Origin of the sequence: Paenibacillus marchantiae, from assembly GCF_028771845.1 — a bacterium.
Taxonomy (GTDB): domain Bacteria; phylum Bacillota; class Bacilli; order Paenibacillales; family Paenibacillaceae; genus Paenibacillus; species Paenibacillus marchantiae.
Map to the genome: position 1 here is coordinate 1,160,107 of NZ_CP118270.1, position 12,464 is coordinate 1,172,570.

At 46.0% G+C, this 12,464-nt stretch carries 14 protein-coding genes and 1 rRNA gene; 14 read left to right on the top strand and 1 reads right to left on the bottom strand.

Annotation, left to right across the window (positions count from 1 at the left end; all coding sequences use genetic code 11):
• Nucleotides 1-132 precede the first annotated feature (132 nt).
• A 5S ribosomal RNA gene (rrf, locus tag PTQ21_RS05235) occupies nucleotides 133-249 on the top strand.
• Nucleotides 250-539: 290 nt separating this feature from the next.
• Nucleotides 540-977: a hypothetical protein gene (locus PTQ21_RS05240; RefSeq protein WP_079697642.1), complete on the top strand. Its 438-nt coding sequence runs from the start codon at nucleotides 540-542 to the stop codon at nucleotides 975-977.
• Nucleotides 978-1,627: 650 nt separating this feature from the next.
• Here the strand turns inward: PTQ21_RS05240 and PTQ21_RS05245 are convergent.
• Nucleotides 1,628-2,152: a hypothetical protein gene (locus PTQ21_RS05245; protein ID WP_063568461.1), complete on the bottom strand. Its 525-nt coding sequence runs from the start codon at nucleotides 2,150-2,152 to the stop codon at nucleotides 1,628-1,630.
• Nucleotides 2,153-2,746: 594 nt separating this feature from the next.
• Here PTQ21_RS05245 and PTQ21_RS05250 point away from each other — a divergent pair.
• The 12 genes from PTQ21_RS05250 (at nucleotide 2,747) to rsmI (ending at nucleotide 12,271) form a co-directional block, all read left to right on the top strand.
• Nucleotides 2,747-2,932 (top strand): sigma factor G inhibitor Gin, encoded by a 186-nt coding sequence (locus PTQ21_RS05250; RefSeq protein ID WP_024633689.1) that lies wholly within the window; start codon nucleotides 2,747-2,749, stop codon nucleotides 2,930-2,932.
• 338 nt (nucleotides 2,933-3,270) lie between these two features.
• Nucleotides 3,271-5,067, top strand: a complete 1,797-nt coding sequence (locus tag PTQ21_RS05255; protein ID WP_274569057.1) for an aminotransferase class I/II-fold pyridoxal phosphate-dependent enzyme — start codon at nucleotides 3,271-3,273, stop codon at nucleotides 5,065-5,067.
• Nucleotides 5,068-5,161: 94 nt separating this feature from the next.
• Complete coding sequence (locus PTQ21_RS05260; protein WP_090811948.1) at nucleotides 5,162-5,590, top strand: CidA/LrgA family protein; 429 nt, start codon at nucleotides 5,162-5,164, stop codon at nucleotides 5,588-5,590.
• Complete coding sequence (locus PTQ21_RS05265; RefSeq protein WP_063567536.1) at nucleotides 5,560-6,252, top strand: LrgB family protein; 693 nt, start codon at nucleotides 5,560-5,562, stop codon at nucleotides 6,250-6,252. The genes PTQ21_RS05260 and PTQ21_RS05265 overlap by 31 nt, the downstream gene beginning before the upstream one ends.
• 229 nt (nucleotides 6,253-6,481) lie before the next feature.
• Entirely contained in the window at nucleotides 6,482-7,129 is a 648-nt protein-coding gene (tmk, locus tag PTQ21_RS05270; RefSeq protein ID WP_091001839.1) for a dTMP kinase, read from the top strand.
• Between the two features lie 62 nt (nucleotides 7,130-7,191).
• Nucleotides 7,192-7,521, top strand: a complete 330-nt coding sequence (locus PTQ21_RS05275; protein WP_017691391.1) for a cyclic-di-AMP receptor — start codon at nucleotides 7,192-7,194, stop codon at nucleotides 7,519-7,521.
• Between the two features lie 263 nt (nucleotides 7,522-7,784).
• Nucleotides 7,785-8,228 carry a YaaR family protein gene (locus tag PTQ21_RS05280; RefSeq protein WP_024633694.1) on the top strand — a complete coding sequence of 148 codons (444 nt, stop codon included), beginning with the start codon at nucleotides 7,785-7,787 and terminating at the stop codon, nucleotides 8,226-8,228.
• 9 nt (nucleotides 8,229-8,237) lie between these two features.
• Entirely contained in the window at nucleotides 8,238-9,209 is a 972-nt protein-coding gene (gene holB / locus PTQ21_RS05285) for a DNA polymerase III subunit delta' (RefSeq protein WP_274569062.1), read from the top strand.
• Between the two features lie 117 nt (nucleotides 9,210-9,326).
• The gene (locus PTQ21_RS05290) at nucleotides 9,327-10,127 is read left to right on the top strand and encodes a PSP1 domain-containing protein (protein WP_024633696.1); all 801 of its coding nucleotides are present in this window, start codon (nucleotides 9,327-9,329) and stop codon (nucleotides 10,125-10,127) included.
• 28 nt (nucleotides 10,128-10,155) lie between these two features.
• Nucleotides 10,156-10,524, top strand: a complete 369-nt coding sequence (gene yabA, locus PTQ21_RS05295) for a DNA replication initiation control protein YabA (protein ID WP_024633697.1) — start codon at nucleotides 10,156-10,158, stop codon at nucleotides 10,522-10,524.
• An 85-nt stretch (nucleotides 10,525-10,609) separates the two neighbouring features.
• Nucleotides 10,610-11,389 (top strand): tRNA1(Val) (adenine(37)-N6)-methyltransferase, encoded by a 780-nt coding sequence (locus PTQ21_RS05300; protein WP_063567540.1) that lies wholly within the window; start codon nucleotides 10,610-10,612, stop codon nucleotides 11,387-11,389.
• Nucleotides 11,390-12,271 carry a 16S rRNA (cytidine(1402)-2'-O)-methyltransferase gene (gene rsmI / locus PTQ21_RS05305; RefSeq protein WP_063567541.1) on the top strand — a complete coding sequence of 294 codons (882 nt, stop codon included), beginning with the start codon at nucleotides 11,390-11,392 and terminating at the stop codon, nucleotides 12,269-12,271.
• Nucleotides 12,272-12,464: the final 193 nt, after the last annotated feature.

Below are 12,464 nucleotides of genomic sequence, written 5' to 3' on the forward strand. Positions count from 1 at the left end.
TAAATCGCACATTTCGTTTCGGATCTAGTTTTCAGAGAATAATCTCTGAAATGAAAATCGGTACATCACAGAATGTGTGTATGATTTTCAGTTCTACAATGATTTCAAGAAGCAATGCTTCGACAAATCGCGTTTGGTGGCGATGGCGGAGGGGTTCCACACGTACCCATCCCGAACACGACCGTTAAGCCCTCTAGCGCCGATGGTACTTGGACCGCAGGGTCCTGGGAGAGTAGGACGCCGCCAAGCAAAGAACCACTGCCGATGTTATTCGGTGGTGGTTTTTATTTGTTTATAAGCAAAAATGAAGGAATAGCTAGTTGAAGATGGATTTAATTCTTGCTTTGGAAGCTGATATAAATAGAGGTGGATTGACTTTCAAAAGAGGGTAAATGAATGACTTAAAAAAGTCTTGAAATGAAGGTAACATTTTTGTTACGGAAAACGCATTCGAAACCAGTATAATAGGACTATGTTAAATATGCTAAAAGTACCTGACCACAGAGCTGGAATGTGCAGCTGTGAAAAGGAGGGTGTGTGTGATAAGTTGGCGAAGACTAGTTCTTCATTCGTTTCTCTTGCTTGGCCTGATAGGCGTGCTTGTAGGATGCGGTGAAGCAGGATCTGCATGGACTTCTTATGAAGGAGCGGTAAACGAGAAGGGTTTCCCGGTTCCTAAAGTGGCGAATAAATCTGACCAGTCTGAAAACAATTCGGATATGGATTATGTTCGATATACGCTATCTGGTATTAGTGAGAGCACTAGTATTCCTGAGGTGTATCTAGACGAGATTAAGAGCTGGGGATGGACAGAAAAGCAAGCCAAGAGTACTTCCAATGACTCAAGTTCCCTACGTGTATTTGCTAAAGAAGGGCATACTGTACATCTAGCTGTACATGATGGTTTCTTCACGGTGATGGTTCCGAAAAGTGAAGCTGCCCAGACGACAGTAAAATCACTTGATGATGATGACTGAATGAGTTGTGTTTTGATGTAATGGTTCGACAATTAACGGTGTAATGGTCCGTATGATAGTAAAGCTCCCGATCTCTGATCGGGGGCTTTTTGTATTTATTTTTGTCTGTCATGAATCATATTAGATGAGCAATGGATCGTTCGGAGGTTTTCTTTTGGCGGTGACTTAACCAGGAGCTGTAGAGAGGCAGGCTTACAGCACTCACACAGTAGACATGAGGCATAGATAGCAAAGATAGTAGGTGCCTGTAGAGGCTGGTATCAGTCGTCTATAGAGCAAGTAAACATAGAAGAGGGGGAAGATATCGAAAGGAGGTCGATTATGAGCCTACTACGTACTCAATATCAGAAAAGGTATTCAACAAGCTAGGACGTGGCAGAACGGAAATGGATGTACTGCGTTGGGGATAACCGTTTTAACTATACCCATGCTGTGGATAAGGGAAAAAGAGAGGTGAAATAAATAAAGGTTATCCACTGTGGATAACCTTTAAGGTTTGGAAGCATGACGCAGTAATCAAGAAAGAGTGTCATAGGAGTGGTTGCGTCAGTTTGAATAGAAGGTATGAATGAGCTTTAGCGTTTTATGTATTACTGGTTTCAACTATACATTGCGTTAGGCAAGGTTATAGGTAAAGGATAGAAGAACAATTATTGCAGGTAGTAGGAGACATCTTGTTCATTTAATTTGATAAGCCCGTCCTTACGTTCGCGTGAAAGAACAAGTACAACATATAGACGTGGTACAAGAAGCCACAGATGCCAGAAAATCAACGATAGGGTGAAGGACAAGGGTGACCATATTAAACAGACGGTAATGATACATAGCCCAATCCAGCTCATATTGAGGTGGACCCGGACGAACATGCGGTAGCTGAAATGTTGGTCTGGAATATAGCCGAACCAAGGCATTTTGAGGTTCCAGCGCCAACGACGTGCATAGGAGGTACGGACCAGCAGTAATATGGTTCTGGCAATGACATAATGAATCCATAGTGTGATCGGTCCTGCCAGGATAAAGTAGAAGAGGCCGGTCCAGGAGAATGCTAACAGATTAAACAAAAGCATAATGACAGGCAAAGACAGATAGCTAAAGATTACGCTGCGGGCAATGGCCTTTTTTTTCAGAAGCCGGTATTGATAAAAGGTTGCTTTATTCTCCGGTTCGGCGATCATACGATTACAAATCCTCCTTCTGGGATCACGTTCATTTGTAATAGGTATTCGTTTTCATAAATAAGGAAATGGATGACGCAGAGTTACATATATGAACCTTGTATGGACTCCAGATTGATGTACAAGATATGGAAGTAGATTAATCATATACAAGTATACCTTTGAACGACCTGGCTGTCAGGTTCTGATGGTGATGTATTATATATCGGCTGAAAATCCAAGTTTTTTTAAGATTATAGTATATAAGTTTTTCAAAGCTGTAGGAGGAGTAGGTAATCACATGAGAAATACAATGAAGTGCGGGGATGTTTCTTGTAATGACTGTCCATTCATGCTTTTCATATAATAGAAGAAATTGCAGGTCTGCGAGGTTTTAGCTACGTTATAAGGTAAGGAGAATGGGCAACAAATGTAGGCTGTCTGGCTGAAGTACAGAACGAATGGCATTTTTCTTTTGTTTGTTTTCGGTACAGACACCCATAGAGGGGTAGGCGAATATATATATTTTATAGAAAGAAAGCACTATGAAAAGGTTTAAAATAATAGAAACTGTGCAATACTGATAGTAATACGTTAAACAAGGTGGGATGGTTGATGGAAGGACACGCCGAACACACATGCATTATCTGCGAACAGACCAAAAGAGAAGGCATTTTTATTGTATCTGAATTTATATGTGACGCTTGCGAAGCAGAAATGGTTCATACGGATGCACAGGATGCCAAGTACAATTATTTTATTCATCAAATGAAGCAGATTTGGGTGCAAAAGAACGCATAAAGAGCGTTAAATCATATTAGTGAAACATCACATTGATTTGTATCAATGTGTATAGAGGCCCTAGGGGCCTTTTTCTGTTTCTATCAGGGAATAAGAAGGGGAAAATGGACATGATAAGCACCCATGGGGTGACTGGATATGATGATGATGCATCGGTGGAAACGGTGGTTTGCACGTGGGCTGGACAATTCCTGATATAATGAAAGAAGAAGTGCTTTACCTACACGTTTTGAATACAGCAGATCGTAGGAGAGAAATAAGCGTGGAAAGGTCTCTGTTGTTAGAGAGAGGTTGGTACGGACGCATCAAAATTTATGAATGTACAGGATGATTATTCAATGGAGCATAAATCAAATACCGCACCTTTATATGAAGCGTTGCTTGCGTATCGTGATTCAGGGCAGCGTTCTTTTCATGTACCTGGGCATAAGAACGGACAAGTCTATCGCGGGTTACTGGAGCAAGCGGACCAGCAGCAGTTAGATGGGAAAGCTAGTGAAATTTACCGTAATGAGGGTGAGGCAAAAGGAAAACAAAGTTTGGGACGTTCAGTAACTGATGGGGAAGAGTGCTTCAGACAAGCTAAGGAAAAAAGGCATGGCAATGAAACTGACGCATCTGCAGCAGATGTTGTACCGGTGAGTGCGTTTCTGGAGATGATGCGGCTGGATGTAACGGAAATCTCGGGGACGGACGATTTGCATCATCCAGAAGGGGTTATATTGGAGGCACAGCAGCTGGCAGCAGATTGTTTTGGAGCAGAGGAGAGCTTCTTCCTTGTCGGAGGCAGTACGTCTGGTAATTTGTCTTTGCTGCTGACCGTATGTAATGAACCTAATAGTCTTGTACTGGTACAGCGCAATGTGCACAAGTCAGTCATTCACGGGTTGATGCTGGCAGGCGCAAGGGCTGTATTCCTGGAGCCATGGGTTGATCCTGCGAGTGGACTTGCGGTGATGCCGTCGCTTGAGACGGTGCAGGCCGCTGTCCAGGCATATCCTGAGGCAAAGGGAGTACTTGTGACTTTGCCCAATTATTACGGCATGGGCGCTGATCTGAAGCCCATTGCTGAGGTGTGCCATGAGGCAGGCATGCCGCTGCTCGCGGATGAAGCGCATGGCGCGCATTATGGGCAGCATCCGGAGCTGCCAGCCTCTGCGCTGTCCTGCGGAGCAGACGGTGTGGTGCAGTCGACCCACAAGATGCTGTCTGCTTTCACCATGGGAGCCATGCTACACGTTCAGGGACCACGGTTAAACCGGTCCCTGCTGCGTCAGCGTCTGGCTATGGTGCAAAGCTCAAGCCCATCGTACCCGGTGATGGCTTCGCTTGATCTGGCGCGCCGCCTGCTGCATACGCAGGGCGCGAATGCCTTCACGGCGGGGCTTGCCGCCGTGGACGCCTTTAAGCGCGGCCTTGCGGAGCTGCCGCGCTTTCAGTTGCTGCAGCCGGGGCAGCTGCTGCAGCAAGAGCCGCCAGCCGGGGCGAAGCCGGCAACTGGCGGTAAGTCCGAGGCCGCCGGTGCACCGGGGCGGCCTGAAGCTCTGCCCGCGGCGGCGTTGCCTTCAGCCGCGGGATACACCGCTCAGGACCCGTTCAAGGCCGTCATTTATGACGGCACAGGGGTGCTGAGCGGTTATGGGCTGCAGCAGCAGCTGGAAGCATACGGCTGTGTGCCCGAAATGAGCGACGAACGATACGTCGTCCTGCTCTTTAGCCTGGGCTCGACGCTGCGCGATGCCGAGCACCTGTTGCAGGCTTTACGCCAAATCAGCCCTGAACAGGAGCAGAGCCAATCTCTTGGTGAGCAATCACAGCGTTTTACAAAAGATTCTGCAAATTATATTTCCACGTGGAACAATTTTCAAGAAGGAACTCCTTTTTCGGAGCCTATCCCGTTTACGTTGCAGCCGATTATGGAAGAGGATACAACAGAGGTATCCATTGATAAATGTGTAGGTCTTCGCTCTGCGGAGATGGTCATTCCATATCCGCCCGGCATACCTCTTGTGTACGCTGGTGAGCGAATAAGTGCGGCCATGATATCACGTATTAAGCTACTGAGAGATGAAGGAGCAAGGTTCCACGGCGTATCGGATACTTCGCTGCAATCGTTGAAAATCATCAGGGAATAATTGAGTTTAGAAGACACGCTTTGGATTTATGCAAAATGCTCAAACAAGTTAAGACATCATTGTTGTCTGGACATAAGAAAGAAGGGAACAAACTTTGGATATTCCGCTAAAAAAATATACGGGAATAGTCCTGCAAGTCATACTGATGTACGGGTTTTATTGGATAGGAAACCTGATTCAGGCTGTACTGCATCTGCCGTTAACAGGAAGTATTGTCGGGATGCTGCTTCTATTCATCGTCATTCAACTGGGATGGATCAGAATAAGTTGGGGCGAAGAAGGATCATCCTGGCTTCAATCGAATTTGCAATTATTGTTTATCCCTCCCACGGTGGGCATTATCAATCATTTTGATTTTTTTAGAGCCAATACGCTGCTGCTTGTTCTGGGGTTAATCGTTAGTACATTAATTACTTGTCTGTTGTCTGCGAAAATCAGTGAATGGCTCATGGCGTGGAGATCGACGCATCAAGGTAAGAAGGAGGCGATCTCATGCTCGCATTCATCCTCGGAATCGGAATGATTGCCTTGACCGTGGCTATATATATTCCTGCGACTCATTTATATAGAAGGTTGAAGTGGCCGATCCTTATGCCCGTCTTGACGGCAACGACTGTAATTGTACTGATTCTGATCATTTCCGGTATTAAGCTCGATACGTACATGCTTGGTGGCAAATGGATACAGGAGTTATTGGGGCCGGCTGTAGTTTCCCTGGCATTCCCTTTGGCGAAACACCTTGATGTACTGAAACGGAATATTATCCCGATATTAGGGGGGACCTTGGGTGGAAGCATCGTTGGTATGTCCACAGGGGCCGCCATATCGCTGCTGCTCGGTTATCCGCAAGATATCGTTATCGCATTATTGCCCAAATCCATTACGACACCCGTTGCCATTCAACTGGCTGATCAGGTGGGAGGAAATTCATCCTTCACTTCGTTATTTGTGATGATAGCCGGATTTTCGGGGATATTATTGGGACCCATGATTTTAAAATGGGCCAGAGTAAACAGCAAAAATGCGTATGGGATCGGACTCGGCTCGGCTTCCCACGCATTGGGTATGGCAAGATCCTTTGAGTATGGAGAAAATGCGGTAGCGCTGAGTTCCGTATCCATGATTGTCAGTGCTATTGCCGGCTCTGTCATGCTCCCTCTATGGGTATGGTTGATTTACGGCTGATCAGGCTATGTGCCTTATCGGAAATATTGGAGAATAGCTGACCGTTAACGCGGGATCATGTATAGTATTATAATAAGAAGCTTGTACCAAACTCGAAACAATCTACGGATTGATCATGAACATACACCTCTGGGCGGGCTCATTCATAGTCTGGAGTATGAGAGGATCGAGATTGTAGTTATCGCAGCACAATTAGGAGCAATTATCGATATAGAAAGCAGGGAAGCATATGCAGGGCAGAGGTAAATTCATTACGTTGGAAGGGGGAGAAGGGTCCGGCAAAACAACGATGATCAGTAAGCTAGGTTCTTACTTTGAAGAACAGGGTATACCATATGTAGTTACTCGGGAACCAGGCGGGATTGAAATTGCGGAGAAAATACGTGCCATCATTCTCAATCCTCTTCATACGGCAATGGATGCAAGAACCGAAGCGCTGCTCTATGCAGCTGCACGCAGCCAGCATCTGGCAGAGAAAGTGGAGCCTGCATTGAAGGCAGGGAAGACCGTTATCTGTGACCGATTTGTCGACAGCAGTCTGGCCTATCAAGGATACGCTCGTGGTCTTGGTGTAGAGAATGTTTGGGCCATCAATCGGTTTGCAATAGGTGAACTGATGCCAGATGTTACGCTCTATCTGGATATCGAGCCTGAAGCAGGGCTCGCCCGCATTGATGCCCACGATGGACGTGAAGTTAACCGTCTGGATCTCGAAAGTCTGGAGTTCCACCGCAAAGTGCGTGAAGGCTATTTTTTGCTGAAGGAACAGTTTCCTGACAGGATCAAGGTCATCGATGCCTCTCAAAAGCAAGAAGAGGTATTGGCAGCAATGATTTTGTCGCTTGAGACAGGGATTTTGAAGGATTTTGACGAGTAATTGTCTAATATATAGACAGGGCATTTCACAAGGTGCTTATTATCTGAAGGAGGTTATGCAGGATGAAACTGATTGTTGCGATTATACAGGATAAAGACAGCAACCGATTATCCAGCGCATTGGTCAAAGCAAATTTTCGGGCTACGAAATTGGCCAGTACCGGTGGATTTTTGAAGGCAGGCAACACGACGTTTATGATCGGTGTCGATGATGGTCAGGTCGAATCCGTAATGAACGTCATTCGCAGCAGCTGTAAGGTTCGTGAACAGCTCGTGACTCCAGTCACTCCGATGAGCGGAACAACCGACTCTTACCTGCCGCTACCTGTCGAAGTTCAAGTAGGTGGAGCTACCGTGTTTGTTCTTCCGGTAGATCGATTCGAACACTTTTAATGATGCAATTCCCATAAATCCTATTGAGGGTCCTTCTTGTAATCAAGAATCGCGTTCTCTGTCCGGATAAACTTTTCGATCAGGGAAGATCTTATTTCGGACAGAGGTTGACTAACAACGAATAGATCCATGTGGTGATATTTAACTACTATTATATATAGAGTATGATCTAGCACATATATAAGGTCTCCTCCACGCACAGGCGCAGCGCGCACTGTGCTGATGGGCGATTGGCCTACTTAAGGTAGAAAGCAGGCGTTTCCATGAAAATCAATCCTGGATTCCGACCGATGCAGAGTGGACTCAGTTCTTCCGATTCCGGCTCCAAACCGGTTCAATCCAAAAATTTCTCTGATATGATGAATCACCAGGGTGAACGGGCATCACAGGCTGAACTTACCCGCCGATTAAGTGAGATCCAGATGCAGGGTGACCGTTTGTCTCGTTCCATGACCATTCGTGAATTGAAAGCATACAAGCAGCTTGTAAAAAGATTTCTGGAGGAAACGGTCCGTCGTGGTGTGTCTATGAAAGAGACGCGAGGATGGGATCGTCGGGGAAGAGGGAAACGTTACAAGTTAATTGATGAGATTGACTCTGCCTTATTATCTATGGCTGATGAGCTTTTGGAAACAGAGGAAGGCAAGATTACGTTATTACAGCAAGTAGGAGAAATTCGGGGAATGCTTATTAATTTAAGCTTCTGAGGAGGAAGTATGTCCTTTCAACAAATTATGGGTCAGCAGGCAGCCAAGCAAATGTTACAGAGCAGTTTGAGACGTCATGCCATAAGTCATGCCTATTTGTTTAGCGGACCATCCGGCAGTGGACAATTGCAGACGGCGATCACATTTGCCAAAGCAATATTCTGTACAGAGCTTGAAGATGATGCCTGCGGACAGTGTCTTGAATGTCGTAAGGTGGAACATGGAAATCATCCGGATCTAACCATGCTTGCACCGGATGGGAATAACATTAAAATTGATCAAATTCGGGATCTGCAGCGTATCTTTTCGTACCGTTCAGAGGCGGGGCATCCCAAAGTATATATTATTGAACAGGCCGAGAAAATGACTGTTCAAGCGGCCAACAGTTTGCTGAAGTTTCTGGAAGAACCTCAGGTGCCCGCGGTAGGCATTTTGATTACGGATAATGGACAGGCGATGCTGCCCACCATTCGTTCACGCTCTCAATTGGTTCCTTTCGGTGCTCTGAATCCGGAAGAGATGCTGCAATCGCTGATTGCGGAAGGGCACCCTGCCAATCTGGCTCGCTCTGCCGTCCATTTAGCGTCAGGACTGGAAGCATGTAGAGAAATTCTCCAGCAGAATTGGTTTGCAGAAATTAGAAACGTAATGTTACAATTAGGGAAGGAGTCCCTGGGTAGAGGAAGTACATCATTGATCTCTGCACAGCAGAAGCTTTTTAAAACCGGACTCTCAGAACACCTGGATACGATGCTTAGCCTGTTCCATTTATGGTTCAGGGATATGCTGTATGTCCAGTATGGTAGGCATGAACATATCGTTTTTATAGATCAGTTGGACATGCTGTCTCAGTTGGCCCATACCCGCAGCACCGAGCAGTGGGTTTCCTACATGGATATGGCCGCAGCATGCAGAAAAAAATTGCGTTTCAATGTCAATGGCCAGCTTTGTCTGGAGCAATTTTTGATCGGTTTGGCATAAGACTGGGAGAGGACAGATTTTGTTCCAATCATATGCAAACGGTTATAACTTCGGCGGGTTCCCTAAGAAGACAGGGCTTCAGACGAAGTGGGATTGGCTTACGAGGGGGTTAATTTTTTGTACAGTGTAGTGGGTGTCCGTTTCAAAAAAGCGGGCAAAATTTATTACTTCGATCCCCTGGACCTTCCCATTGAAAAAGAAAACTGCGTTATCGTGGAGACAGCGCGGGGGGTAGAGTACGGTAAGGTTGTCGTCGGCAAGAAAGAAGTAGGCGAGTCTGATGTGGTGTTGCCGCTCAAAAAGGTCATCCGGGTGGCGGGCGAGACAGATGCCCGTGTCGTAGATGAGAACAAGCGTGCAGCAAAAGAAGCATTCGGTACTTGTTTAAATAAAATCAAAGACCACGGCCTCAAAATGAAGCTGGTCGATGTGGAATTTACGTTTGATCGCAATAAAATTATTTTTTATTTTACAGCTGAAGGAAGAGTGGATTTCCGGGAGCTGGTCAAGGATCTGGCAAGCATTTTCCGGACACGGATCGAACTGAGACAGATCGGTGTACGTGATGAAGCAAAGATGCTTGGAGGGATCGGACCTTGCGGCCGAGTATTATGTTGTTCTTCCTGGCTGGGAGACTTTGAGCCGGTATCAATCAAGATGGCTAAAGATCAGAGCCTGTCACTGAATCCGACGAAAATTTCCGGGTTGTGCGGAAGACTCATGTGTTGTCTGAAATTTGAGCATGATAACTATGAAAGTGTGAGAGAAGAATTGCCGGCTGTAGGCAAGTTGGTCGTCACCTCTTTGGGTGAAGGAAAAGTTGTCGGCATCAATGCCGGTAATCGCACAGTCCATGTTCAACTGTTCGACATCAGTAAAGTCAAAGAACTTCCGCTGGATGACGTCGTTATCAAGTAAACCATAAAGGTTGCTTCGGGGTGGAAACTTGGAAAAGAAAAATCTGTTTACGCACATTCATGAAATGGAAACCCAATTGGGTCAGTTGCACAGTGATTTAGGAGAGTTAAAAATGATTGTTAAAGAGCTGCTTGAAGATAATCAGCGGCTTACCATCGAGAATGAGCAGTTACGCAAACTGCTGAAGCGTGAGGCCCCGGCAGATTTGCCCATCGCATCGGCGCTCGCTCCGGTAGCAAGGCCTGCGGGTCCAGCTACTGGTGAAGATGTTGTAGGTGAAGGATATGATAATCTGGCTCGGTTGTATCACGAAGGATTCCATATCTGCAATGTCTATTATGGACATTTGCGGACGGAAGGCGATTGTCTGTTCTGCCTGTCTTTTTTGAATAAATGAAGTGGCCGTAGGGATCCCCTACGGTTTTTTTTCAAGGTTAAGAACCTTGTCTGAGATATAGAGTACCGGAGGATGAGTGTATCATATGACAGAAATATCAGTAAAATTGCAAGATTCGGAGCGAATCGACGATTTGCTCTCTCATGATTTGAAGATTATTCAAAGTGATGAAGTGTTTAGTTTTTCGATGGATGCCGTATTGTTGGCCCGATTTGCTTCAGTACCGAAACGGGGTCGTGTGCTTGATTTGTGTACAGGCAATGGGGTTGTTCCCATTCTGTTGACCACACGAACGCAGGCGAGTCTGGAAGGCATTGAAATTCAGCCGCGATTGGCAGATATGGCACGTCGCAGCGTTCAACTGAATGCATTGGAAGAATCCATTACGATCCATGAAGGTGATTTGCGTGAACTCGTGAAAGAAACGGGCCATGCTGTATACGATGCTATAACGGTTAACCCTCCGTATATGCCCTTGAATGGAAGTGACCTCAAGATGAACACTCATCAGGCAATGGCACGCCATGAAATCGGGTGTACGCTGGAGGAAGTCATTCAGGCCTGTAATCGACTGGTGCGCAATGGCGGTAAAGTATCCATGGTTCATCGTCCGCAGCGTTTAGGAGAGATCATCACTCTGATGCGTGAGTACAAACTTGAACCAAAGCGGATTCGGATGGTACATCCCCGTGCTCATTTGGAAGCCAATATGGTGTTGATTGAAGCGCTCAAGGATGGGAAACCGGAGGTACGCATGCTTCCACCACTGATTGTTTACAATGAAGAAGGGAAATACTGCGAAGAAATCATGGACATATATTACGGTGCGCAGCATGCACAACGAACAACGGAAGGAGGGTTATAGATGACATTGCATATTCAGAAGAGCTACGCGGAGCAGTCGGGTGGTGCCGGTAAACTATACTTGGTAGGAACACCAATCGGTAATCTGGACGATATGACATTTCGAGCAATTAAAACATTGCAGAGCTGTGACATCATTGCAGCGGAGGACACACGTCAGACCCGAAAGCTGCTTACCCATTTTGAAATTACACCATCGATGTTGTTCAGTTACCATGAGCATAATAAGGGAGCTAGTGGGCCTGAACTCATACGCTATATAATAGAAGGAAAAAATTTGGCACTCGTCAGTGATGCCGGTCTGCCGGCCATTTCGGACCCTGGTTCCGATCTTGTAAAACTTGCGCTTGAAGCTGGAATTACGGTCATTCCCATCCCTGGAGCCAATGCCGCGTTATCAGCTCTGATCGTATCTGGTTTACCGACGGAGCGTTTCACATTCGGCGGCTTTTTGCCGCGGGAGAAAAAAGACATGCGAAAAGTGATGGAAGCTTTTAATGAGTCCAACGGTACGTTGCTATTTTATGAGTCCCCTCACCGTATTCGTAAAACTTTGGCCTATCTCGAAGAGATTCTGGGTGATCGGTCGATCGTACTGGCACGTGAACTGACGAAACGTCATGAGGAGTTCGCAAGAGGCAGTATCCAAGAGTGCATAGAATGGCTTGAGGAACATCCGCCACTTGGGGAATATTGTTTGCTTGTAGAAGGTATCAGGGAAGAAGAGCGTAAGGCGGAGCGGGAAGCCTGGTGGCAACTGCTGTCCTTGGAGGATCATGTGAGCCATTATGAGAATGAAGGACTTAGTCGTAAAGATGCGATGAAGAAAACGGCAACGGATCGAGGTTTGACGAAACGAGATGTATATAACGCTTTAATTTAATAACGAATCAACAAAAATATGCTGGAATAGGGAACATAAACTTTAAGGGACCTTAGATCCAACCTTAATGGAATATGAAAACGAGCAGAGCGGAGAAAAAATATATTACGAACGTCACCGCTCTTCTTTTTGGAGTTGAACAGACTCGTAGCTCGATTTTTTGGGTAATGAAAACCAATAATAAAGCAAAAAA

Coding starts and splice junctions, on each gene's coding strand:
- PTQ21_RS05245 (WP_063568461.1), bottom strand. CDS start 2,152: ATGATCGCCGAACCGGAGAATAAAGCAACCTTTTATCAATACCGGCTT.
- PTQ21_RS05250 (WP_024633689.1), top strand. CDS start 2,747: ATGGAAGGACACGCCGAACACACATGCATTATCTGCGAACAGACCAAA.
- PTQ21_RS05255 (WP_274569057.1), top strand. CDS start 3,271: ATGGAGCATAAATCAAATACCGCACCTTTATATGAAGCGTTGCTTGCG.
- PTQ21_RS05265 (WP_063567536.1), top strand. CDS start 5,560: ATGCTCGCATTCATCCTCGGAATCGGAATGATTGCCTTGACCGTGGCT.
- tmk (WP_091001839.1), top strand. CDS start 6,482: ATGCAGGGCAGAGGTAAATTCATTACGTTGGAAGGGGGAGAAGGGTCC.
- PTQ21_RS05275 (WP_017691391.1), top strand. CDS start 7,192: ATGAAACTGATTGTTGCGATTATACAGGATAAAGACAGCAACCGATTA.
- PTQ21_RS05280 (WP_024633694.1), top strand. CDS start 7,785: ATGAAAATCAATCCTGGATTCCGACCGATGCAGAGTGGACTCAGTTCT.
- holB (WP_274569062.1), top strand. CDS start 8,238: ATGTCCTTTCAACAAATTATGGGTCAGCAGGCAGCCAAGCAAATGTTA.
- PTQ21_RS05300 (WP_063567540.1), top strand. CDS start 10,610: ATGACAGAAATATCAGTAAAATTGCAAGATTCGGAGCGAATCGACGAT.
- rsmI (WP_063567541.1), top strand. CDS start 11,390: ATGACATTGCATATTCAGAAGAGCTACGCGGAGCAGTCGGGTGGTGCC.